The sequence below is a fragment of the Streptomyces sp. NPDC096012 genome, from assembly GCF_040426375.1.
In the GTDB taxonomy this organism is placed as follows: Bacteria; Actinomycetota; Actinomycetes; order Streptomycetales; family Streptomycetaceae; genus Streptomyces.
The window spans coordinates 142,972-166,165 of the sequence record NZ_JBEOTD010000012.1; the positions used below are offsets into that span (position 1 = coordinate 142,972).

Here is a 23,194-nt window from a genome sequence, read left to right on the forward strand (position 1 = left end):
CCTACCGCTTGACGGCCGGCGCCCCGGGGACCCCCTTGGGCGCCGGAGCCGGGTGGCCGGACAGGAAGGACGCCCAGCCCTGCCGGGGAGCCTCGCCCACCTCCAGGGTGCGCAGCCTCTTCAGGGTCGCCGGGTCCTGGGCGTCCAGCCAGTCGGCCAGCTGGTGGAAGGAGACGCAGCGCACCTCGGGCTTGTTGCACACCTCCCGCACCACCTCGTCGACGGCGCGCATGTAGGTGCCGCCGTTCCAGGACTCGAAGTGGTTGCCGATGATCAGGGGGGCTCGGTTGCCGTCGTAGGCGCGGTAGAAGCCCTTGATCAGACCGTCGCGCATCTGGTCGCCCCAGTAGTCGAACTTGTCGGGGTCGCCCTGGGTCTCGGTGCCGGACTGGTTGACCATGAAGTTGTAGTCCATGGTCAGCTGCTCAAAGGTGTGGCCGGGGAACGGCACCAGCTGCATCGACAGGTCCCACAGGCCTTCCTTCTTCTTCGGCCACACCTGGTCGTTGACACCGCTGGAGTCGTAGCGGAAGCCCAGCTGGCGGGCGGCCTTCGTGAAGTTCTTCTGCCCTTCCAGGCAGGGGGTGCGGGCGCCGATCAGCTCCTTGTCGTAGTCGAAGGGGAGCGGGGCCGCCTTGGTCATGCCGGCGTTGGTCTTCCAGGACTTCACGAACTTCTTGGCCTGCGCGATCTCGCTCTTCCACTCGGCCACCGACCATTGGCCGACGCCGCCGTCGGGGCCGCAGAAGTGACCGTTGAAGTGGGTGCCGATCTCGTTGCCCTCGAGCCAGGCCAGCCGCACCTGCTTGACGGTGTCGGCGATGCCCTGCCGGTCGTTGAAGCCGATGTCCGAGCTGCCCTGCGGGTGCTGCGGGGGTCTGTAGAGGTCGCGCTTCTCCTCCGGCAGCGTGTACACGCCGCTGAGGAAGTACGTCATCGTCGCGTTGTTCTCCTTGGCGACCTTGCGGAAGTGGGAGAACAGCTTCTGGCTGTCCTCGCCCGCCCCGTCCCAGGAGAACACCACGAACTGCGGGGGCTTCGCACCGGGTTCCAGCCGCTCGGGCGTGGGCAGATGCGGCTGCCCGCCGGTGTACGCGGTGGATCCGTCACCGATCAGACGGAGCACGCTGTTGGGCGCCGGTGCCCCCTGCTGCGGGCCGGACGCTCCTTCCTTCGAGCCGCTGGAGTCGGTCGCACAACCGGCGAGCGACGCGGCACAGGCCGTGGCGACCATGGCACCGACGGCGATTCTCTGGGTGGCGGCCATGTCCCGCCCCACCTTCTTCCTTCTCTCCGACAAGCGCTGACGAGGGGCCTTTTCTGTCGATGTGCCGGGCTTGTCCCGGCAGCGCCGCCAAGGTCGCACGGGACCCAGAAGGAATTAATACGACAAGCCGATGAAATGACCGCTTCACTCCGGAAGCCCATGGATTACTCCATTTGCTCCGGAAAGTTATGTATTGTCTTTACTCTGCATTACGCTTCATTTACCGAGCGTTGCTTCGTCCCGCCACTGCATGCCGTGACCCACGGCCGCGACCGAGCCCCCGCCCATCGGCGCGGGCCCCATCCAGTCCGCGACCGCGCCGCCCCGGAGGAGACGGGAACATGCCCACAGCCTGCGCACTCCCTCACGCCCAGCCGTCCCACACCCCCGCACCGCGGCGCCGCCGCCGCTTCCCCGTCGAGGGCGCCGATGTGTCGGCCGCCGTCGCGGTCTTCCTGATCGCCCTGCCGCTGTCGCTGGGCATCGCCCTCGCCACCGGCGCCCCGCTCCAGGCCGGCCTCGTCGCCGCGGCCGTGGGCGGAATCGTCGCCGGCCGGCTCGGCGGCTGCCCGCTGCAGGTCAGCGGCCCCGCCGCCGGGCTCACCGTCGTCACCGCCGACCTGATCCACCGCTACGGCTGGCGCGCGACCTGCGGCATCACCGTCCTCGCCGGCCTCGCCCAGCTCGGCCTCGGCTGCCTGCGCGTGGCCCGCGGCGCGCTCGCGGTCAGCCCGGCCGTGGTGCACGGCATGCTCGCCGGCATCGGCATCACCATCGCCGTCGCCCAGCTGCACATCGTCCTCGGCGGCAGCCCGGACAGCTCCGTCCTCGCCAACCTGCGGGCGCTGCCGGCCCAGTTGGCCCAGCTGCACCCGGCCGCGGTGTTCACGAGCGTGCTGACCCTGACCCTGCTGCTGGCCTGGCCGCGCCTGCCCGGCCGGGCCGGCAGGGAGCTGCGCAAGGTGCCGGCCGCCCTCGTCGCCGTCGCCGGGGCCACCGCGACCGCCGCGCTCGCCGGCCTGGCCATGCCCCGGGTGGACCTGCCGTCCTGGAGCAGCCACGCGCTGGCCGGACTGCCCGAGGGACCCGTGCTCGGCGTCGTGGCCGCCGTCCTCACCACCACCTTGGTGTGCAGCGTGCAGTCCCTGCTCGGGGCGGTGGCGGTGGACAAGCTGATCGCGGGCCGCCCGGGCCCGCAGTCCCGCGTCGGACGTGCCGATCTGGACCGGGAACTGCTGGGCCAGGGCGCGGCGAACATCGTCTCCGGGGCGCTGGGCGGCCTGCCCGTGGCCGGGGTGGCCGTACGCAGTACCGCGAATGTGAACTCCGGTGCCCTGAGCCGGAACTCCACGATGCTGCACGGCGTTCTCGTAGTGGTAGCCGCGCTGCTGATGGTCCCGATCCTGGAGGCGATCCCGCTCGCCTCACTCGCCGCCCTGGTGATGGCCGTCGGCATCCAGATGGTGTCCCTGCACCACATTCGCACGGTGACCCGCCACCGCGAAGTGCCGGTCTACGCCGCGACCACCCTCGGCGTGGTGTTCCTCGGCGTCCTGGAGGGTGTGCTCCTCGGGGTCGCCGTGGCGGTCGCCCTCGCCCTGCACCGCCTCACCCACACCCGCATCACCCATGAGGAGAAGGAAGGAGCACATCACGTACGCGTCCGAGGACAGCTGACGTTCCTCGCGGTGCCCCGGCTCAGCAGAGCCCTGCATCGCGTACCCCACGGCGCCCACGCCGTCGTGGAGTTGAGCGGGTCGTTCATGGACCACGCGGCGTACGAGTCGCTACAGGACTGGCGCAGCGCCCACACCGCGCGGGGCGGCACGGCCGAGCTGTCGGGCCGGCGCGGCGGGATCCGGACCGCCGAGCCGACCTCGTCGACCGAGTGCCGGTGCCGGCCCTGGACCCCCTGGCGCAACCATCAGTCCTGCTTCGCCGGAGCACCCGCAGCGGCGGCCGCGGCGGACGGGGCGGCGCCGGGCCGGGCGGCGGCACGGGAACTGGCCCGTGGCATCAGCTCGTTCCAGCGGAACACCGCGCCGCTGGTGCGGGGGGAGCTGGCGCGGCTGGCGCGGGAGGGCCAGCAGCCCTCGCAGCTCTTCCTCACCTGCGCCGACTCCCGGCTCGTCACGTCGATGATCACCGCCAGTGGTCCCGGTGACCTGTTCGTCGTCCGCAACGTGGGCAACCTGGTGCCGCCGCCGGGCGAGGAGCACGGCGACGACTCGGTGGCCGCCGCGATCGAGTACGCGGTGGACGTGCTCGGGGTGCGCTCCATCACCGTGTGCGGGCACTCCGGGTGCGGGGCGATGCAGGCGCTGCTGGCCGCGCGGGACACCCGGGGGGCGGACGGGGACACCCCCTTGCGGCGGTGGCTGCGGCACGGGCTGCCGAGCCTCGCGCGACCGGCCGGGGACCGCCGGGCCCGGCCCCGGCTGGCCGGGCGGCCGGCCGCGGACGCGGTGGAGCAGCTGTGCCTGACCAATGTGGTCCAGCAGCTTGATCACCTGCGGGCGCACGCCCCGGTCGCCCGGGCGCTGGCCGGCGGCGGGCTGGAGCTGCACGGCATGTACTTCCACGTGGGCGAGGCGCAGGCGTACCTGCTCGCGGGGACGGAGCGGGGCGCGGTCTTCGAAAGCGTCACCGACGGCGACGACGAGGACCACGGGGGCGCCGCGGAAGGCGTCGGCGCGGGCGTGGCGGGAGCCGTGGCCGAAGGAGTCACGTGAGGAATCGGTGCAGGAAGGAGGGCACATAGCGGGGTGCGAGGGGCCGACGGCAGGACAGGTCTAAACCAATTTTCGGGCCGACCCTTGTCATCGGCCCCCCGCGTCTGATGAGCTGTGGCCTGGGACACAACGGACACCCTTGGAAAGGGAGATGTCGTGAGCAACGAGAGCCTGGCCAACCTGCTCAGGGAAGAACGCAGGTTCGCGCCCCCGGCAGGCCTGGCCGCGCAAGCCAACGTCACCGGGGAGGCGTACGAACAGGCCAAGGCTGACAGGCTCGGCTTCTGGGCCGCGCAGGCCCGCCGGCTGACCTGGGCCAAGGCGCCTACCGAGACGCTGGACTGGTCGAACCCGCCGTTCGCCAAGTGGTTCAAGGACGGCGAGCTGAACGTCGCGTACAACTGCGTGGACCGGCATGTGGAGGCCGGCCACGGGGACCGGGTCGCCATCCACTTCGAGGGTGAGCCGGGCGACAGCCGCTCGATCACCTACGCGGAGCTGAAGGACGAGGTCTCCAAGGCCGCGAACGCCCTGCTGGAGCTCGGGGTTCGCAAGGGCGACCGGGTCGCCGTCTACATGCCGATGATCCCGGAGACCGCGATCGCGATGCTGGCCGCGGCCCGGATCGGCGCGGCCCACTCGGTCGTCTTCGGCGGCTTCTCGGCGGACGCGCTCGCGAGCCGTATCCAGGACGCGGACGCCAAGGTCGTCATCACCTCCGACGGCGGCTACCGGCGCGGCAAGCCGTCCGCGCTCAAGCCGGCCGTCGACGAGGCGGCCGACAAGGCGGGGAACGTCGAGCACGTGCTCGTGGTGCGCCGTACCGGGCAGGACGTGGCCTGGAACGACGAGCGCGACGTCTGGTGGCACGATCTGGTCGAGCGGCAGTCCGCCGAGCACACCCCGGAGGCGTTCGAGGCGGAGCACCCGCTGTTCATCCTCTACACCTCGGGCACGACGGGTAAGCCCAAGGGCATCCTGCACACCTCCGGCGGCTACCTCACCCAGGCGGCCTACACCCACTGGGCGGTCTTCGACCTCAAGCCGGAGACGGACGTGTACTGGTGCACGGCCGACGTCGGCTGGGTCACCGGGCACTCGTACATCGTCTACGGGCCGCTCGCCAACGGCGCGACCCAGGTCATGTACGAGGGCACGCCGGACACCCCGCACCAGGGCCGGTTCTGGGAGATCGTCCAGAAGTACAAGGTCACCACCCTCTACACGGCGCCGACCGCGATCCGGACGTTCATGAAGTGGGGCGACGACATCCCCGCCAAGTTCGACCTGAGCAGCCTGCGTGTCCTGGGATCGGTCGGCGAGCCCATCAACCCCGAGGCGTGGATCTGGTACCGCAAGCACATCGGCGCCGACGTCACGCCCGTCGTGGACACCTGGTGGCAGACCGAGACCGGCGCGATGATGATCTCGCCGCTGCCGGGCGTCACCGAGGCCAAGCCCGGTTCGGCGCAGCGTCCGCTGCCCGGCATCAGCGCGACCGTCGTGGACGACGAGGCGAACGAGGTGCCCAACGGCGGCGGTGGCTACCTGGTGCTGACCGAGCCGTGGCCGTCGATGCTGCGCACCATCTGGGGCGACGACCAGCGGTTCGTCGACACCTACTGGTCCCGCTTCGAGGGCATGTACTTCGCCGGTGACGGCGCCAAGAAGGACGACGACGGGGACATCTGGCTGCTGGGCCGGGTGGACGACGTCATGCTCGTGTCCGGGCACAACATCTCCACCACGGAGGTGGAGTCGGCGCTGGTCTCGCACCCGTCGGTCGCCGAGGCGGCCGTGGTCGGCGCCGCCGACGAGACCACCGGCCAGGCGATCGTCGCCTTCGTGATCCTGCGCGGTACGGCGTCCGAGGACGACGCGCTCGTCGGGCAGCTGCGCGACCACGTGGGCGCCACGCTCGGCCCGATCGCCAAGCCCAAGCGGATCCTGCCGGTGGCGGAGCTCCCGAAGACCCGGTCCGGCAAGATCATGCGCCGGCTGCTGCGTGACGTGGCCGAGAACCGGCAGCTCGGTGACGTCACCACGCTGACGGACTCCGCGGTCATGGACCTCATCCAGACCAGGCTCCCGGCGGCGCCGAGCGAGGACTGACGGGCACCGCGGGCCCCGCGGTTCCACGGGCTCCACAGGGGCACCGGGCGACGACGCGCCCGGTGCCCCTCGCGCGTCTAACGTGAGCATCACCGGTTCCGGCCACCGACCCGGTTGGGTAGGGTAATGAAAGCGTCAAGGACGTGCGAAGAACCCATAGGTGCGCCGGGAAGTCTGGTCGGCATGTGAGCCGCCCTGTCCAGCCACCGGAGGTCCCGCCGTGCCCGCGCCCCGCAGCCCGCTCTCCCCCCGCAAGGTCTTCGGACGCCTGTCCCTGCCCGAGCGGACCTACGTGGCGGACGCGCTGCGCACCGAGACCGTCGGCGGCGTCCTGCTGCTCGGCGCCGCCGTCACCGCGCTGATCTGGGCGAACATTCCGGCCCTGCGGCACAGCTACGCGACGATCGGCCACCTCCACTTCGGTCCCGGCGCGCTCGGGCTGAACCTCTCCCTCGCCCACTGGGCGGCGGACGGCCTCCTCGCCGTGTTCTTCTTCGTCGCCGGAATCGAGCTCAAGCGCGAGCTGGTCGCCGGGGACCTGCGCGACCCCAGGGCGGCCGTGCTGCCCGTGGTGGCCGCGCTGTGCGGCATGGCCGTACCGGCGCTCGTGTACACCCTGACCAACCTCGCCGGGCACGGCTCCCCGCGGGGCTGGGCGGTGCCCACCGCGACCGACATCGCCTTCGCGCTCGCCGTCCTCGCGGTCATCGGCACCTCGCTCCCCAGCGCCCTGCGTGCCTTCCTGCTCACCCTGGCGGTCGTCGACGACCTGTTCGCGATCCTGATCATCGCGGTCTTCTTCACCGACCGGCTGGACTTCGCGGCGCTCGGCGGCGCCGCCGCGGGCCTGCTGGTCTTCTGGCTGCTGCTGCGCTGGGGCGTGCGCGGCTGGTACGTGTACGTGCCGCTCGCCCTGGTGATCTGGGCGCTGATGTACAACAGCGGGGTGCACGCCACCATCGCCGGCGTGGCGATGGGCCTCATGCTGCGCTGCACCACCCGGGAGGGCGAGGAGCACTCGCCGGCCGAGCGCATCGAGCACCGGGTGCGGCCCCTGTCGGCGGGGCTCGCGGTGCCGCTGTTCGCGCTGTTCAGTGCCGGGGTGTCGATGACCGGCGGGGCGCTCGGGGACGTGTTCACCAAGCCGGAGACGCTCGGCGTCGTCCTCGGCCTGGTCGTCGGCAAGACGGTCGGCATCTTCGGCGGCACGTGGCTGACCGCCCGCTTCACCCGTGCCTCGCTCAGCGAGGACCTCGCCTGGGCGGACGTCTTCGCGGTGGCCTCCCTCGCCGGGATCGGCTTCACCGTGTCGCTGCTCATCGGTGAACTGGCCTTCGCCGGAGACGACCTCCTCACCGACGAGGTGAAGGCGGCGGTGCTCACCGGATCACTGATCGCGGCGGTGTGCGCGACGGTGCTGCTCAAGGTCCGCAACGCCAAGTACCGCGCGCTGTGCGCGGAGGAGGAGCGGGACGAGGACCTCGACGGCGTCCCGGACATCTACGAGGAGGACGACCCGGCGTACCACCTGCGCATGGCCGAGATCCACGAGCGCAAGGCCGCCGAACACCGGCGGATCGCCGCCGAGCGGGCGGCCTCGGCGCGCCACGGGCTTCAGGAAGTGCCGGGCGGGGCAGGCGAGGAAGGCCACCGTCCGGCATGATCTGACGAGACGGTACAAAACAAGACGGCCTCAGGAAGCAGGACGGCCACGCGCGCGGCCGTCCTGACCCGGCGGTCGCGCGACCGGCCGCCCGAGCACGGCGGACGGCCGGCGGTCCGAGCGGGACGGCCACGCAACCGGCCGCCCGAGCAGGACGGCCACCCGGCACGGCACACTTGCGGCACGAGAGACATCAGAGGGAGAACGCGATGAGCGCACCCGACGGCAGCCCGGTCGGCGCCGAACGCAGCATCGGCCAGCTGTTCGCCTCGGCGACGACCGATTTGTCGGCGCTGGTGCACGACGAGATCGCGCTGGCCAAGGCGCAGCTGAAGCAGGACGTGAAGCGCGGCGCGACGAGCGGCGGCGCCTTCTCCCTGGCGGGCGCGCTGCTGGTGTTCTCGCTGCCGATGCTCGACTTCGCGCTGGCCTACGGCATCCGGACCTGGACCGGCTGGAACCTGGCGGTCTGCTTCCTGCTGTCGTTCGCGGCCAACGTGCTCGTGGCCGGCCTCCTCGCGCTCATCGGCGTGGTGTTCGCGAAGAAGGCCAAGAAGGGCCAGGGCCCGCAGAAGGTGGCCGCGTCGGTGAAGGAGTCGGCCAGCGTCCTGCAGAACGCCAAGCCGCACCCGCGCCCGGAACTTCCCGACGACCGGACGCCCGCCGCCATCGAGGCCGCGGCGCACTCCTCGTCCGAGGTTGTGGCACGCTCGTCGTCATGACCGACCCCGCTCCCTCGGCCGTACGCATCGACCTGCCCCACGGGCAGCAGGTGACGCACCGGGATGTCGCCGCGAACGGCGCCCGCTTCCACATCGCCGAACTCGGCGACGGCCCCCTGGTGCTGCTGCTGCACGGCTTCCCGCAGTTCTGGTGGACCTGGCGGCACCAGCTGGTCGCACTCGCGGACGCGGGCTACCGGGCGGTGGCGATGGACCTGCGGGGTGTCGGCGGCAGCGACCGCACACCCCGCGGGTACGACCCCGCCAACCTCGCCCTGGACGTCACGGGCGTGGTCCGTTCGCTCGGCGAGCCGGACGCCGCGCTGGTCGGCCACGACCTGGGCGGCTACCTGGCGTGGACGGCCGCCGCGATGCGGCCCAAGCTGGTCCGGCGCCTGGCCGTGGTGTCGATGCCGCACCCGCGGCGCTGGCGCGCGGCGATGCTGCGGGACGCCCGGCAGACGGCCGCCAGCTCCTACATCTGGGGTTTCCAGCGGCCCTGGATCCCGGAGCGCCAACTCGCCGCCGACGACGGCGAGCTGGTGGGCCGTCTGATCCGCGAGTGGTCCGGGCCCCGGCCCCCGGAGGACGAGGCCGTGGCGACGTACCGGCGGGCCATGTGCATCCCCTCCACCGCGCACTGCTCGATCGAGCCGTACCGCTGGCTGGTGCGGTCGCTGGCCCGCCCGGACGGCGTGCAGTTCTACCGCAGGATGAAGCGGCCCGTGCGGGTGCCCACGCTGCATCTGCACGGTTCGCTGGACCCGGTGACCCGCACGCGCAGCGCGGCCGGTTCGGGCGAGTACGTCGAAGCGCCGTACCGCTGGCGGCTGTTCGACGGTCTCGGGCACTTCCCGCACGAGGAGGACCCGACGGCCTTCTCCACCGAGCTGATCAACTGGCTGAAGGATCCCGAGCCGGACAGGTGACCGTTCCGTGAGCGATTCGATGCGCGGAGTATCCGAATTCGTGAACACTTGTCCCTGGAACGGCCACATGCCTTCCGCATAGGCCAATTGGGAGGCGCGCAGGCGGTTATCGACCTTCAGGCGGGGCACACGTCCGGGTATGGGCTGGACGCACGACTACAGTGACGCACCCCGCAACCGCCGCTCGGCCACCGGCCTGAGCACGCCTCAGCGAGGCACCCCGCAACTCGCGGAAGCGGACCTCAGGGTGGGGATTCCGCGCATCCTGCGCCGCCGGGCCCGTTGGGTCTCCGTACGCCTGCGTCACCCGCGCGGCTGAACGGCCGACCGCGGATCACAGCGCGCAGCTGTCGGTACCCACCTGCTCGTTCGCCGTACGGCCCCGGTCGATGTCGGGCCGGATCTCGTCGGCCGTCAGGGCGTAGCCGGTGTCCGCGTCGTCGCGCGACTTGGCGAACACCACGCCGTACACCTTGCCGTCGGGGGTGAGCAGCGGGCCGCCGGAGTTGCCCTGACGGACGGTCGCGTACAGCGAGTAGAGATCGCGGTGGACGTTGCCGCGGTGGTAGATGTCCGGGCCGTTCGCCGTGATCCGCCCGCGCACGCGCGCGGCGCGCACGTCGTACGAGCCGTTCTCCGGGAAGCCCGCGACGATCGCGCCGTCGCCTCCGGCCGCGTCCCGGGTCGTGAACTTCAGGGGGCCCGCCCGCAGATCCGGTACGTCGAGGACGGCGATGTCGCGCTTCCAGTCGTACAGGACGACCTTGGCGTCGTACCTGCGGCCCTCCCCGCCTATCTGCACGGTCGGCTCGTCGACCCCGCCGACCACATGCGCGTTCGTCATGACCCGGCGGTCGGCGAAGACGAAGCCGCTGCCCTCCAGGACCTTGCCGCAGCTCTGCGCGGTCCCGGTGACCTTGACGATGGAGCGCTGGGCACGGACGGCGACCGGACTGCTCGCCAGGGCCGCGTCGGGCGGCCGGACGTCCTTGATCGGCTCGTCGGCGAAGGGGCTGAAGACCTGCGGGAAGCCGTTCTGCGCGAGGACGGCGGAGAAGTCCGCGAACCAGGTGTCGGCCTGCGCGGGCAGCACCCGGGAGACGCCGAGGAGCACCTTGGAGCCGCGCACCTCCTTGCCGAGCGTCGGCAGGGTCGTACCGGCGAGGGCGGAGCCGATCAGCCAGGCGACCAGCAGCATCGCGACGACGTTGACCAGCGCGCCGCCGGTGGCGTCCAGGGCGCGGGCCGGGGACCAGGTGATGTGCCGGCGCAGTTTGCTGCCGAGGTGGGTGGTGAGGGCCTGCCCGACCGAGGCGCAGACGATGACGACGACCACGGCGACGACGGCCGCGGTGGTGCCGACCTCCGCGTCGTCGCTCACCGCGTCCCAGACGACCGGCAGCGCGTACACGGCGACGAGGCCGCCGCCCAGGAAGCCGATCACCGACAGGATGCCGACGACGAAGCCCTGGCGGTAGCCCACGACCGCGAACCACACGGCCGCGACCAGCAACAGGATGTCCAGCACGTTCAACGCTTCAGGCCTCGCCTACTCACTCCGCTCCCAGCAGCTCGGCCGGGGGTCCGGGGACGACCCCGGGGGACACAGCACGGGGATCACCCTGTCATGCGCGCCAGTCGAGCGGGACCCGCTGTTCCCGGTCCCAGGGGCGCTCCCAGCCCGCGTAGTGCAGGAGACGGTCGATCACTCCGGCGGTGAAGCCCCAGACCAGGGACGATTCGACGAGGAACGCCGGACCGCTGTGGCCTCTGGGGTGGACGGCGGTGGCGCGGTTGGCGGGGTCGGTCAGATCCGCCACGGGGACGGTGAAGACCCGGGCGGTCTCGTTCGGGTCCACGACGCCCACCGGGCTGGGCTCGCGCCACCAGCCGAGCACGGGGGTGACGACGAAGCCGCTGACCGGGATGTAGAGAGCGGGCAGGACGCCGAAGAGCTGGACGCCCGAGGGATCGAGGCCGGTCTCCTCCTCGGCCTCCCGCAGCGCCGCCCGCAGCGGGCCGTCGCCCTGCGGATCGCCGTCCTCGGGGTCGAGCGCGCCGCCCGGGAAGGACGGCTGCCCGGCGTGCGAGCGCAGGGAACCGGCCCGCTCCATCAGCAGCAGCTCGGGGCCGCGCTCGCCCTCGCCGAACAGGATCAGCACCGCGGACTTGCGTCCCGAGCCGTTCGCGGGCGGCAGGAAGCGGCTGAGCTGGAGCGGCTCGACCGTCTCGGCGGCCCGCACCACCGGGTCCAGCCAGTCCGGCAGCCCCTCCTTGTCGAGCGTCACCGCTCGGTCCCAGGTCTCACTGGCCCTCGTCATGCCCCACCCCCGTCGCTCCGTCTGTCCAACGCCCGGGGTACCCGGGATCGTTCCGTCACGCGGCCCCCAGCGGCGGCGCCGGCCGGCCGCCGGCGTCGAGATAGGCCTGCGGGGGGTTGAGCCGCTGTCCGGGGAAGCCGCCCTTCTCGTACTTCAGGAGCTTCTTCGCCTTCTCCGGATCGGTCTCGCCCTCGCCGTAGGCCGGGCAGAGCGGCGCGATGGGGCAGGCGCCGCAGGCGGGCTTGCGGGCGTGGCAGATGCGCCGGCCGTGCCAGATCACATGGTGGGACAGATCGGTCCACTCGTTCTTCGGGAACAGCGCCCCGACGGCGGCCTCGATCTTGTCCGGCTCGGTCTCCTCGGTCCACCTCCAGCGCCGCACCAGCCGCTGGAAGTGGGTGTCCACGGTGATCCCGGGCCGGCCGAACGCGTTGCCGAGCACGACGAAGGCGGTCTTGCGGCCGACGCCGGGCAGCTTGACGAGGTCCTCGAGCCTCCCCGGCACCTCGCCGCCGAAGTCCTCCACGAGCGCCTTGGACAGCCCTATGACCGACCGGGTCTTGGCCCGGAAGAAGCCGCAGGGGCGCAGGATCTCCTCGACCTTCTCCGGGTCGGCGGCGGCCAGGTCCTCGGGAGTCGGGTACCTGGCGAACAGCGCCGGGGTGGTCTGGTTGACCCGCAGGTCCGTGGTCTGGGCCGACAGCACGGTGGCGACCAGCAGCTGGAAGGGGTTCTCGAAGTCCAGCTCGGGGTGGGCGTACGGGTAGACCTCGGCGAGTTCCCGGTTGATCCTGCGGGCCCGTCGTACGAGCGCCGTCCGCGACTCGGGCTTCCAGGGCTTCGCCACCGCGGTCACCGCCTCGGCCGCCTTGCGCGCCTTGCTCACTGCCATGCGTGAAGGCTACGCCGACGGAACAGACCCCGGTGGTGGATCACCGGGACGACCGGCCCTTCGGGCGGCCGGTGCCGTACGGGCCCGCCGAGCGTCCGGTACGGCCGGTCCGGTTCATCCGATTTAACGGATTACGGAGCGCTGTTCGCCGACAGCGGAATCATCCCGCACAACCACCCGTACGGCCCCGTGCGGCGCTCTCGGCCGTGCTCTCACCGGCGACTTGGGCATCCGGGCGGCCCGCGGACGGGCAGCGGCCGCCCTCCTGAACACGGATGACCGGCCCCCGATTGGACCCCTGCCGCGTACCTCGGGACACCTGTGCGGCATCCTTGTGACAGATCACACTGTTTGGACCGTCCGGCAAAATGGGGAACACGGTCCCCTGGCACGTAGGGGAGATAGATCCCCTGAGCAGGTCGACAAGGAGAGAACTCGTGGACGACGTCCTGCGGCGCAACCCGCTCTTCGCGGCACTCGACGACGAGCAGGCCGCGGAGCTTCGCGCCTCCATGAGTGAGGTGACCCTCGCACGCGGCGACTCCCTGTTCCACGAGGGCGACCCCGGTGACCGGCTGTACGTCGTCACCGAGGGCAAGGTCAAGCTGCACCGCACCTCGCCCGACGGCCGCGAGAACATGCTCGCCGTCGTCGGCCCCAGCGAACTGATCGGCGAGCTGTCGCTGTTCGACCCGGGCCCGCGCACCGCCACCGCGACCGCGCTGACCGAGGTCAAGATGCTCGGCCTCGGCCACGGTGACCTCCAGCCCTGGCTGAACGTCCGCCCGGAGGTGGCCGGCGCCCTGCTGCGCGCGGTCGCCCGCCGGCTGCGCAAGACCAACGACGCCATGTCCGACCTGGTCTTCTCCGACGTCCCCGGCCGCGTGGCGCGCGCCCTGCTGGACCTCTCCCGCCGCTTCGGCGTGCAGTCCGAGGAGGGCATCCACGTCGTCCACGACCTCACCCAGGAGGAGCTGGCCCAGCTGGTCGGCGCCTCCCGCGAGACCGTGAACAAGGCGCTCGCGGACTTCGCCCAGCGCGGCTGGCTGCGTCTGGAGGCCCGCGCCGTGATCCTGCTGGACGTCGAGCGTCTGGCCAAGCGGTCGCGCTGAGACGTCGAACGCCTGGCCAAGCGGTCGCGCTGAGGCGTCGAACGCCTGGCCAAGCGGTCCCCCTGAGGCGTCGAACGCCTGGCCAAGCGGTCCCGCTGAGACGTAGAACGCCCAGGGCCCGTCTCGCGGGAGCCGGGCGGTCTCTCCGGCTCCCTCGGCCCGAGTGCCCGGAAACGGCGCCGTACGCGCGCGTGCGCGGTCGTACGGCCCGCGCCGGGCTAGATCAGCCCGTGCCCGCGCAGATACTCCAGCTGGGCCCGCACGGACAGCTCCGCGGCCGGCCACAGCGAGCGGTCGACGTCGGCGTAGACGTGCGCGACGACCTCGGACGGCGTGCGGTAGCCGTCCTCGACCGCCGTCTCCACCTGGGCGAGCCGGTGGGCGCGGTGGGCCAGATAGAACTCGACGACGCCCTGGGCGTCGTCCAGGACCGGGCCGTGGCCCGGCAGGACGGTGTGCACGCCGTCGTCCACCGTGAGGGACCTCAGCCGCCGCAGCGAGTCCAGATAGTCGCCGAGCCGCCCGTCGGGATGGGCCACGACGGTCGTCCCGCGCCCGAGGACGGTGTCCCCGGTCAGCACCGCCCGGTCGGCCGGCAGATGGAAGCACAGCGAGTCCGCGGTGTGCCCGGGGGTCGCCACGACCCTCAGCTCCAGGCCGCCGACGGTGAGCACGTCTCCCGCGGCCAGGCCCTCGTCGCCGAGGCGCAGCGCCGGATCGAGGGCACGCACGCGTGTGCCGGTCAGCTCGGCGAAGCGGGCCGCGCCCTCGGCGTGGTCGGGGTGGCCGTGGGTGAGCAGGGTCAGGGCTATGCGCCGGCCGGCCTTCTCGGCGGTGTCCACGACGGTGCGCAGGTGGCCGTCGTCCAGCGGACCCGGGTCTATCACCACGGCCAGGTCGGAGCCGGGCTCGGCGACGATCCAGGTGTTGGTGCCGTCCAGGGTCATCGCGGAGGCGTTGGGCGCGAGGACGTTGACGGCCCGCTCGGTGGCGGGCCCCGACAGCACCGAGCCCCGTGGCTGACCCGGCAGGGCGGCAGCGTCGGTCATGCGGGACCTCCACCGGTCGTCGTCGGAGCGGCCGTCCCGGAGGGCGTCTCGGCGGTCGTGCCGGAGGGCGTCTCGGCGGTCGTCCCGAAGGGCGGCACGGCAGGGGTGCCGGCAGGCACCTCGGCGGCCGTCACGGCAGGCGCCTCGGCGGACGCGCCGAAGGGTGCCTCGGCGGACGTACCGGAAGGCACCTCGGCGGACGTGCCGGAAGGCGCCTCGGCGGACGCGCTGGAGGGCGCCTCGGCGGACGCGCTGGAGGGCGCTTGGGCGGTCGTCCCGGAGGGCGGCACGGCGTACGTGTCGGAAGGCGCCGTGTCCGGGCTCGTCGTCGGGACGTGTTTGGTGAATTCTTCGTGGCCCGGCCAGGACAGGACGATCTCGCCGTCCGCCAGGCGGGCGCTCGCCAGCACCGGCGTCATGTCGCGCGCGGGGGCGGCCGCGAGCACCTCGGCGGCGGCGCTGTACGGGGCCAGCATGCGCAGGGTGGCGATGGTGGGCGGCATCATCAGCAACTCGCCCTTGTCGTAGCCGCCGGCCGCCTCCCCGGGCCGGATCCACACCGTGCGGTCGGCCTCCGTGGAGGCGTTGCGGGTGCGCTGCCCCTCGGGGAGGGCGGCCACGAAGAACCAGGTGTCGTAACGGCGGGCCTCGAACTCCGGGGTGATCCAGCGGGCCCACGCGCCCAGCAGGTCCGAGCGCAGCACCAGACCGCGCCGGTCCAGGAACTCGGCGAAGGACAGCTCGTGCGCGATGAGGGCGGCCCGGTCGGCCTCCCAGTCCTCGCCGGTGGTGTCGCCGACGACCGATTCCGCGTCGGGCCCGGCGAGCAGCACGCCGGCCTCCTCGAACGTCTCCCGTACGGCGGCGCAGACGATGGCCTGGGCGCCGTTCTCGTCGACGCCCAGCCGCTCGGACCACCACGCGCGCGTGGGGCCCGCCCAGCGGACCCGGTGGTCGTCGTCGCGCGGGTCGACACCACCGCCGGGATACGCGTACGCGCCTCCGGCGAAGGCCATGGAGGCACGTCTGCGGAGCATGTGCACGGCCGGTCCGCCCGGGGTGTCCTTCAGGAGCAGCACCGTGGCCGCGCGCCTGGGGGCCACCGGCGTGAGGGTGCCGTCCGCGAGCGCGCGGATGCGGTCGGGCCACTCAGGGGGGTACCACTGACCGTTCGCCATGGCCGGAGGCTATCCCGTGTAGGGCGAATGTTCGAGAGGTGCCCGAGGTCAGCGGGGGTCGTGAGGGCCTACGGGGCGAGTTCCACCTGGATCTCGACCTCGACCGGCGCGTCCAGCGGCAGCACCGCGACGCCGACCGCGCTGCGGGCGTGCACGCCCTTCTCGCCCAGTACCTCGCCGAGCAGTTCGCTGGCGCCGTTGACGACGCCGGGCTGCCCGGTGAAGTCGGACGCCGAGGCGACGAAACCGACCACCTTCACCACGCGCGCGATGCGGTCCAGGTCGCCGGTGACGGACTTGACGGCGGCCAGCGCGTTCAGCGCGCAGATGCGGGCCAGTTCCTTGGCCTCCTCCGGCGTGACCTCCGCGCCCACCTTGCCGGTGACAGGCAGCTTGCCCTCCACCATCGGCAGCTGGCCCGCGGTGAAGACGTAGACACCGGACTGCACGGCCGGCTGGTAGGCGGCCAGCGGTGGTACGACCTCCGGCAGGGTCAGGCCCCTTTCGGCCAGTTTGGCCTCGACCGCGCTCACGCCTGCTTCTCCCGCTTCAGGTAGGCCACGAGCTGCTCCGGGTTGTTGGGCCCGGGCACGACCTGGACGAGCTCCCAGCCGTCCTCGCCCCAGGTGTCCAGAATCTGCTTCGTGGCATGGACGAGCAGCGGCACGGTCGAGTATTCCCACTTCTTGGTCATGGGCCGACTGTAGCCGCTGCGCCGGAAGGGCAGATCGCCGACCGGGACGGCCGTTTTCCACCGAACACATGGCCGACTATGGCCGCTGTCGTCCACAGCCTCCCGCGTGACTTTCGGCCGGACTGGTTAGTCTCGAAGATGTGAGCAGGCTCCAGGTCGTCAGCGGCAAGGGCGGGACCGGAAAGACGACGGTCGCCGCCGCCCTCGCGCTGGCCCTCGCTACCGAGGGGAAGCGGACGCTTCTCGTGGAGGTCGAGGGTCGGCAGGGCATCGCACAGCTCTTCGAGACGGAGGCGTTGCCCTATGAGGAGCGCAAGATCGCCGTCGCTCCAGGGGGCGGGGAGGTGCACGCCCTCGCCATAGACGCCGAACTGGCCCTTCTGGACTACCTCCAGATGTTCTACAAGCTGGGTGGGGCGGGCCGGGCGCTGAAGAAGCTCGGCGCCATCGACTTCGCCACCACCATCGCGCCGGGCATCAGGGACGTCCTGCTGACCGGCAAGGCGTGCGAGGCGGTGCGCCGCAAGGACAAGAAGGGGCGGTTCATCTACGACTACGTGGTCATGGACGCCCCGCCCACCGGCCGCATCACCCGCTTCCTGAACGTCAACGACGAGGTCGCGGGCCTCGCGAAGATCGGCCCGATACACAATCAGGCGCAGGCCGTGATGCGGGTGCTGAAGTCGCCGGAGACGGCGGTGCACCTGGTGACGCTGCTGGAGGAGATGCCGGTCCAGGAGACCGCCGACGGGATCGCCGAACTGCGCGCGGCACGGCTCCCGGTGGGCCGGGTCATCGTGAACATGGTCCGGCCGCGGGTGCTGGACGCGGCCGATCTGGAACTCGTCCGGACCGTGGAGCGTTCGTCTGTCGCACAGACGCTCTCGGCCGCGGGGCTCGGCGGGGCCCGGCGCGGCGGGAACGCCGAGAAGCTGGTGGACCCGCTGCTGACGCAGGCGGCCGAGTACGCCGAGCGGTACGCGCTGGAGGAGGAGCAGCGCGCGGTCCTCGGCGAGCTGAGCCTGCCGCTGCACGAACTGCCGCTGCTCGCGGAGGGCATAGACCTCGCGGGCCTGTACGAACTCGCCACCGAGCTGCGGAAGCAGGGGTTGTCATGAGTCCGGACCCGGCCGGGGAACGTGGGGCCTTCGAGGGGCGGAAGGCACCCGATGGGCCTAATGCGACCGATCGTCGTAAGGCGGCCGAGGCGCAGGAGACGGGCCGTCGGCTGTCCCCCGCGCGGGTCCTCGACGTCGATTCGCTGCTGGACGACCCCGAGACCCGGATCGTGGTGTGCTGCGGCTCGGGCGGGGTCGGCAAGACGACGACCGCGGCGGCCCTCGGGCTGCGGGCGGCCGAGCGGGGCCGCAAGGTGGTCGTCCTGACCATCGACCCGGCCAGGCGGCTGGCCCAGTCGATGGGCATCGACTCCCTCGACAACGTGCCGCGCCGGGTGAAGGGCACCGAGGGCGACGGCGAACTGCACGCCATGATGCTCGACATGAAGCGCACCTTCGACGAGGTCGTGGAGGCGCACGCGGACTCCGAGCGGGCGGCCGTGATCCTGGCGAATCCCTTCTACCAGTCGCTCTCTGCGGGCTTCGCGGGCACGCAGGAGTACATGGCGATGGAGAAGCTGGGCCAGCTGCGCGCGAAGGAGGAGTGGGACCTGATCGTGGTCGACACCCCGCCGTCCCGCTCGGCGCTGGACTTCCTGGACGCCCCCAAGCGGCTCGGCTCCTTCCTGGACGGCCGGCTCATCCGTCTGCTCACCGCCCCCGCCAAGCTGGGCGGCCGCGCAGGCATGGCCTTCCTGAACGTCGGCATGTCGATGATGACCGGCACGCTGGGCAAGCTGCTGGGCGGTCAGCTGCTGAAGGACGTGCAGACGTTCGTGGCCGCGATGGACACCACCTTCGGCGGCTTCCGTACGCGCGCGGACGCCACGTTCAAGCTGCTCCAGGCGCCCGGCACGGCATTCCTGGTGGTGGCGGCGCCGGAGCGGGACGCGTTGCGGGAGGCCGCCTACTTCGTGGAGCGACTGGACGCGGAGAAGATGCCCCTGGTCGGTCTGGTGCTGAACCGGGTGCACGGCAGCGAGGCCGGCGGGCTGTCGGCCGAGCGGGCACTCGCCGCCGCGGAAAATCTTGAGGACCCCCGCATTGTGGATCAGGGGGACGGGAAAGCTGGTCTTCGTAACTCTCCCGACACGTACGGCAGTTCAAGCACTCCGGCATCCGAGGCCGCGGCCGGTTCCGAGGCCGCAGCCGGTTCCGGGACCGCGGCCGGTTCCGAGGGCGCAGCCGGTGACACCGCTTCCGAGGAAGGCTCCCCCGCCGATACGGAACGCCCCGTCGACCGGCTCGCCGCAGGCCTGTTGCGGCTGCACGCCGAGCGCATGCAGTTGCTCGCGCGCGAGCGGCGCACGCGGGACCGGTTCACCGCCCGTCACCCCGAGGTGGCGGTGGTCGACGTACCCGCGCTCCCCGGTGACGTCCATGACCTCACGGGACTGCGAAACATCGGCACCCGCCTGGCCGCGGGCACGACGGGCCGCACGGAGGCTTCGTAACACCGGCCTTCGCGACACCGGACTGCCGGACATCCCGGCGGCGCGGCGCCCGCCTGTGCAGCACCTGGCTGTGCAGGGCACGTCCGTTCGGGGCACGCGTGTGTAGGGGGATGCCGACGGGGTCAGCGGTCGCGGGCGTGCCCACGTGGTCGCAGCGCGCGGCTGTGGCGGCTGCGAGCCGGCCGTGGGGCGACCGCGGCTTCTTCCGTTCGCAAGCCCGATCGACGCGCCCGTACCCCGGTGCGCATTCCGTGCCCCATGGCGCTTCCCCTGTCTCCCAGGGTGTACCGAAGGGCGAAGGCCTCGGCCCACCGCCGCGTAGTCCTCGGCGCACCGTCGCGTAGTCCTCGGTGCGCCACCGCGCGGTTCCCAGCTCGCCGCTGCGTCGCCCTCAGCTCATCGCCGTGTCGTCATCAACTCACCGCTGCGTAGTTCTCGTATACGTCGTCACTGTCGAGGTGCACGATCCCGACGCCCCGCTCGTACTCCGAGCGAGCGGTCTCCAGCAGCCTGCGCCACGAGGTCACGGTGGGCCGCCGGCGCAGCAGTGCGCGGCGTTCCCGCTCGGTCATGCCTCCCCACACGCCGAATTCGACGCGGTTGTCCAGCGCGTCGGCCAGGCATTCGGTGCGTACCGGGCATCCGGTGCACACCGCCTTGGCCCTGTTCTGCGCTGCTCCCTGAACGAACAGTTCATCCGGATCGGTAGTGCGGCAGGCAGCCTGCGCACTCCAGTCGGTTACCCAGCCCATACCGGCGCCGTCCTCTCCCGAATCGAGGCTCCCCCACGGCGGCAGCGGCATATTCACCGCCGCCAGTTCAGGACGTTACGGAAGGTGGGCACAGCGCAACACCCCCTTCGGGCCCAATCTTGAATGGCCCGAACGGACTATGGGTAAGCGGCAGATCACCCGCGGGAGTGAGCTGGCGACATGCGCGACCATCCCGGCAATCCGGGACAGCTGTGGTGTGTCACACCGGGCGTCAGGTGACACACGAGGCGGATTCGGACACGTTCCCCTCAGAAAAACGGGGCAGGTCCAGAACGATTCGGGGTCGCCGGACGTATTGATACGTGGCCGCGCTGCTGTGACAGTTGGGAGCAGCTTAGGCCAAGGCCTGCGCGCGTGTCCGGCGAATGAGAAGGTAGGCCCCCCACTCTGCCCTGCCGCCGTGCCGGGGCATGCCGTGCCACGCCCGTGAGGTGGGCCGGCGCCGTTCTGCGCCTGTCCAGGTGCCGCGGCCGTACGTCACGATCCGGCACCCGAACATCCCGACAGGGAGCCGGTCCCTCGGAACGCACAGGGGTACGGATTAGGCTGCCCCCATGCCAAAGAAGCGCTCGGGCGGTGGCCTGTCGGCAACACAGCAGGCCGCCAAGTTCCTCGGTGTCAGTGTGCTCGCGGGAGCCGTGATGGCGGGCATCGCGCTGCCCGCGGCCGGAGCGCTGGGCCTCGCGGCCAAGGGCTCGGTCAAGAGCTTCGACGAGATCCCGGCCAACCTGAAGAGCCCACAGCTCAGTCAGCGCACGACGATCCTGGACAGCCGGGGCGACCAGATCGCGTCCGTCTACTCCCGCGACCGTACGGTGGTCGACCTCACGGACATCTCGCCGTACATGCAGAAGGCGATCGTCGCGATCGAGGACTCGCGCTTCTACCAGCACGGCGCGGTCGACCTCAAGGGCGTGCTGCGCGCCCTGAACAAGAACGCGCAGGAGGGCGGGGTCGCCCAGGGCGCCTCCACGCTCACCCAGCAGTTGGTGAAGAACTACTTCATCGAGGAGGCCGGCGACGACCCGACGAAGGTCGCCCAGGCCACCCAGCAGACCCTCGGCCGCAAGATCCGCGAGCTGAAGTACGCGATCCAGATCGAGGACAAGCTCGGCAAGAAGAAGATCCTCGAGAACTACCTGAACATCACCTTCTTCGGTGAGCAGGCCTACGGGGTCGAGGCCGCCGCCCAGCGCTACTTCTCCAAGCACGCCAAGGACCTGACCGTGCAGGAGGCCGCACTGCTGGCCGGCATCGTGCAGTCCCCGACCCGCTACGACCCGGTCAACGACGAGGCCGAGGCCACCAAGCGGCGCAACATCGTCCTGCAGCGCATGGCGGAACTGGGCGACATCTCCCAGGGGCAGGCCGACGACGCCAAGAAGAAGCCGCTCGGGCTCCACCCCAGCCGGCCCAAGAACGGCTGCATCACCGCGGTGAAGGGCGCCGGCTTCTTCTGCGACTACGTACGCCAGGTCGTCCTGACCGATCCCACCTTCGGCGAGACCAAGGAGGCGCGGGCGAAGCTCTGGAACCGGGGCGGCCTGACGATCCGTACGACGCTCGACCCGCAGGCGCAGCGGTCCGCGCAGGAGTCCATCAAGCAGCACGTCTACAAGACCGACTCCGTCGCGACCGCCACGACCGTCGTGGAACCCGGCACCGGCAAGATCCTCGCCATGGGCCAGTCGCGCCCGTACGGCGTCAACACCAAGGAACACGAGACGTCGATCAACCTGTCCGTGAACGCGGACATGGGCGGCGGCGCCGGCTACCAGCCCGGTTCGACGTTCAAGCCGATCGTCGCGGCGGCCGCGATCGAGGGCGGCAAGTCCCCGACCCAGCAGTACTCGTCGCCGTACGAGATGACGTATCCGAGCCCCGTGTCGGCCTGCAACGGCAAGATCTGGCACGACGACCCGCGCAAGCCGACCAAGCTGACGAACGAGAACGAGTCGGAGCACGGCCCGTACGGCATGAAGGAGGCGACCGCCAAGTCGGTCAACACCTACTACGTGCAGCTGATCAGCGACATCGGCATCTGCCCGGTCACCGACATGGCCAAGAGGATGGGCGTGGCGCGCGCGGACGGCCGCAAGATCCAGCAGGCCCCGTCCATCGCGCTGGGCACCCAGGAGATGTCCCCGCTGACGATGGCGAGCGCGTACGCCGCCTTCGCCTCACGCGGGATGTACTGCACGCCGGTCGCCATCGAGTCGATCACCCAGAAGGTCGGCAGCGAGCAGAAGTCGCTGCCGGTGCCGAAGTCGACGTGCTCGCGTGCGATGTCGGAGAAGACCGCGGACACCGTCAACACGCTCCTCAAGGGCGTGGTCGAGGACGGTACGGGCCAGGAGGCCGGTCTCGACAGCCGGGCGAGCGCGGGCAAGACGGGTACGACGGACGAGCGCTTCGCGGCCTGGTTCGTCGGCTACACCCCGAACATGGCGGGCGCGGTGTGGGTCGGCGACCCGCAGCACAAGCGCAAGATGACCAACATCACCATCGGCGGAGTCCCGTACGACAAGGTGTTCGGTGGTGAGGTCCCCGGCCCGATCTGGCGCGACATGATGACCGGCGCCCTGGAGGGCCGGCCCGCCCCGGACTTCCAGCTGGTCGACATCCCCGACGACCCGAACCCGGACGACCGGGGAAGGGGCGACGCGGGGGCGGACCAGGGAAACAACGGGAACAACGGGCACAACGGCGGCCGGGGACGACTGATCGGCGGGCTGATCGGCGGCCCGGCGGACGGGGGCACCACTGACGGCGGTGGCACCAACGGAGGCACGAACACCGGCGGCACCGCCCCGGCACCGACCTTCTCCCTCCCGGGCAACTTCATCCAGGGCCAGAACAACGGCGGCAACAACGGGACCGGCGGCCACGGGGGCCGCCGACACTAGGACGACTCCGGCTAGTGCGGGAAAAGAGTCGGGGAGAGGCCGGGGAGTCGGGCGGAGGCCGGAGAGTCGGGAAGAGGCCGCAGACTCGGGCGGAGGCCGGAGAGTCGGGCGGAGGCCGGAGAGTCGGGCGGAGGCCGCAGACTCGGGCAGAGCCCGGGAAGAAGAGGAGTGGGGGGGGGCCGGCGGCGCCCCGGGGGCCCCCCCGCCCCGGCCGGGGCCCTCTGGGAGGTGGATCACCACAGCCCGCAAGGCAGCACAACAACGACGGCGGG

Annotated in this window: 18 protein-coding genes and 1 pseudogene; 10 read left to right on the forward strand and 9 right to left on the reverse strand. The window is 71.5% G+C overall.

The window, feature by feature from the left end; genetic code table 11:
* Position 1: 1 nt before the first annotated feature.
* A complete protein-coding gene (locus ABVB68_RS15110) occupies positions 2 to 1,267 on the reverse strand; it encodes a polysaccharide deacetylase family protein (protein ID WP_353601506.1) in 1,266 nt (421 codons plus the stop codon).
* A 341-nt stretch (positions 1,268 to 1,608) separates the two neighbouring features.
* Between ABVB68_RS15110 and ABVB68_RS15115 the strand changes: the two genes are divergently transcribed.
* From ABVB68_RS15115 to ABVB68_RS15140, 6 genes are all read left to right on the forward strand, one after another.
* Positions 1,609 to 3,999, forward strand: a complete 2,391-nt coding sequence (locus ABVB68_RS15115; RefSeq protein ID WP_353601507.1) for a SulP family inorganic anion transporter — start codon at positions 1,609 to 1,611, stop codon at positions 3,997 to 3,999.
* Between the two features lie 156 nt (positions 4,000 to 4,155).
* Positions 4,156 to 6,111: an acetate--CoA ligase gene (gene acs / locus ABVB68_RS15120; RefSeq protein WP_353601508.1), complete on the forward strand. Its 1,956-nt coding sequence runs from the start codon at positions 4,156 to 4,158 to the stop codon at positions 6,109 to 6,111.
* A gap of 220 nt (positions 6,112 to 6,331) precedes the next feature.
* A complete protein-coding gene (gene nhaA / locus ABVB68_RS15125) occupies positions 6,332 to 7,774 on the forward strand; it encodes a Na+/H+ antiporter NhaA (protein WP_353601509.1) in 1,443 nt (480 codons plus the stop codon).
* Positions 7,775 to 7,983: 209 nt separating this feature from the next.
* Positions 7,984 to 8,496 (forward strand): phage holin family protein, encoded by a 513-nt coding sequence (locus ABVB68_RS15130; RefSeq protein ID WP_353601510.1) that lies wholly within the window; start codon positions 7,984 to 7,986, stop codon positions 8,494 to 8,496.
* Entirely contained in the window at positions 8,493 to 9,425 is a 933-nt protein-coding gene (locus ABVB68_RS15135) for an alpha/beta fold hydrolase (protein ID WP_353601511.1), read from the forward strand. Before ABVB68_RS15130 ends, ABVB68_RS15135 begins: the two co-directional genes overlap by 4 nt.
* 139 nt (positions 9,426 to 9,564) lie before the next feature.
* Positions 9,565 to 9,744 carry a hypothetical protein gene (locus ABVB68_RS15140; protein ID WP_078629584.1) on the forward strand — a complete coding sequence of 60 codons (180 nt, stop codon included), beginning with the start codon at positions 9,565 to 9,567 and terminating at the stop codon, positions 9,742 to 9,744.
* Between the two features lie 15 nt (positions 9,745 to 9,759).
* Here the strand turns inward: ABVB68_RS15140 and ABVB68_RS15145 are convergent, their stop codons facing one another.
* The 3 genes from ABVB68_RS15145 to nth all read right to left on the reverse strand — a co-directional run bounded on the left by ABVB68_RS15145 (position 9,760) and on the right by nth (position 12,638).
* The gene (locus tag ABVB68_RS15145) at positions 9,760 to 10,959 is read right to left on the reverse strand and encodes a MarP family serine protease (protein WP_353601512.1); all 1,200 of its coding nucleotides are present in this window, start codon (positions 10,957 to 10,959) and stop codon (positions 9,760 to 9,762) included.
* Positions 10,960 to 11,050: 91 nt separating this feature from the next.
* Positions 11,051 to 11,746, reverse strand: coding sequence for an NUDIX hydrolase (locus tag ABVB68_RS15150; RefSeq protein ID WP_353601513.1), 696 nt, complete (start codon positions 11,744 to 11,746; stop codon positions 11,051 to 11,053).
* Positions 11,747 to 11,801: 55 nt separating this feature from the next.
* Complete coding sequence (gene nth, locus ABVB68_RS15155) at positions 11,802 to 12,638, reverse strand: endonuclease III (RefSeq protein ID WP_353601514.1); 837 nt, start codon at positions 12,636 to 12,638, stop codon at positions 11,802 to 11,804.
* A 437-nt stretch (positions 12,639 to 13,075) separates the two neighbouring features.
* Between nth and ABVB68_RS15160 the strand changes: the two genes are divergently transcribed.
* Positions 13,076 to 13,750, forward strand: a complete 675-nt coding sequence (locus ABVB68_RS15160) for a Crp/Fnr family transcriptional regulator (protein WP_353601515.1) — start codon at positions 13,076 to 13,078, stop codon at positions 13,748 to 13,750.
* A 218-nt stretch (positions 13,751 to 13,968) separates the two neighbouring features.
* On the opposite strand, the gene ABVB68_RS15165 is transcribed toward ABVB68_RS15160, so the two are convergent.
* The 4 genes and pseudogenes from ABVB68_RS15165 to sp36 all read right to left on the reverse strand — a co-directional run bounded on the left by ABVB68_RS15165 (position 13,969) and on the right by sp36 (position 16,671).
* The gene (locus tag ABVB68_RS15165; RefSeq protein WP_353601516.1) at positions 13,969 to 14,799 is read right to left on the reverse strand and encodes an MBL fold metallo-hydrolase; all 831 of its coding nucleotides are present in this window, start codon (positions 14,797 to 14,799) and stop codon (positions 13,969 to 13,971) included.
* A gap of 322 nt (positions 14,800 to 15,121) precedes the next feature.
* A pseudogene (locus ABVB68_RS15170) lies at positions 15,122 to 15,977 on the reverse strand (NUDIX hydrolase); the annotation flags it as partial.
* Between the two features lie 68 nt (positions 15,978 to 16,045).
* A complete protein-coding gene (locus ABVB68_RS15175) occupies positions 16,046 to 16,510 on the reverse strand; it encodes a RidA family protein (protein WP_353601517.1) in 465 nt (154 codons plus the stop codon).
* Positions 16,507 to 16,671, reverse strand: a complete 165-nt coding sequence (sp36, locus tag ABVB68_RS15180) for a Sp36 family protein (protein WP_353601518.1) — start codon at positions 16,669 to 16,671, stop codon at positions 16,507 to 16,509. The genes ABVB68_RS15175 and sp36 overlap by 4 nt, the downstream gene beginning before the upstream one ends.
* Positions 16,672 to 16,811: 140 nt before the next feature.
* On the opposite strand from sp36, the gene bagA reads away from it, so the two are divergent.
* Positions 16,812 to 17,789, forward strand: coding sequence for an ATPase BagA (gene bagA, locus ABVB68_RS15185; protein ID WP_353601519.1), 978 nt, complete (start codon positions 16,812 to 16,814; stop codon positions 17,787 to 17,789).
* The gene (gene bagB, locus ABVB68_RS15190; RefSeq protein WP_353601520.1) at positions 17,786 to 19,243 is read left to right on the forward strand and encodes an ATPase BagB; all 1,458 of its coding nucleotides are present in this window, start codon (positions 17,786 to 17,788) and stop codon (positions 19,241 to 19,243) included. The genes bagA and bagB overlap by 4 nt, the downstream gene beginning before the upstream one ends.
* A gap of 413 nt (positions 19,244 to 19,656) precedes the next feature.
* Here the strand turns inward: bagB and wblA are convergent, their stop codons facing one another.
* The gene (gene wblA, locus ABVB68_RS15195; protein ID WP_353601540.1) at positions 19,657 to 19,995 is read right to left on the reverse strand and encodes a transcriptional regulator WblA; all 339 of its coding nucleotides are present in this window, start codon (positions 19,993 to 19,995) and stop codon (positions 19,657 to 19,659) included.
* Between the two features lie 575 nt (positions 19,996 to 20,570).
* Between wblA and ABVB68_RS15200 the strand changes: the two genes are divergently transcribed.
* Positions 20,571 to 22,922: a transglycosylase domain-containing protein gene (locus ABVB68_RS15200; RefSeq protein ID WP_353601521.1), complete on the forward strand. Its 2,352-nt coding sequence runs from the start codon at positions 20,571 to 20,573 to the stop codon at positions 22,920 to 22,922.
* Positions 22,923 to 23,194: the final 272 nt, after the last annotated feature.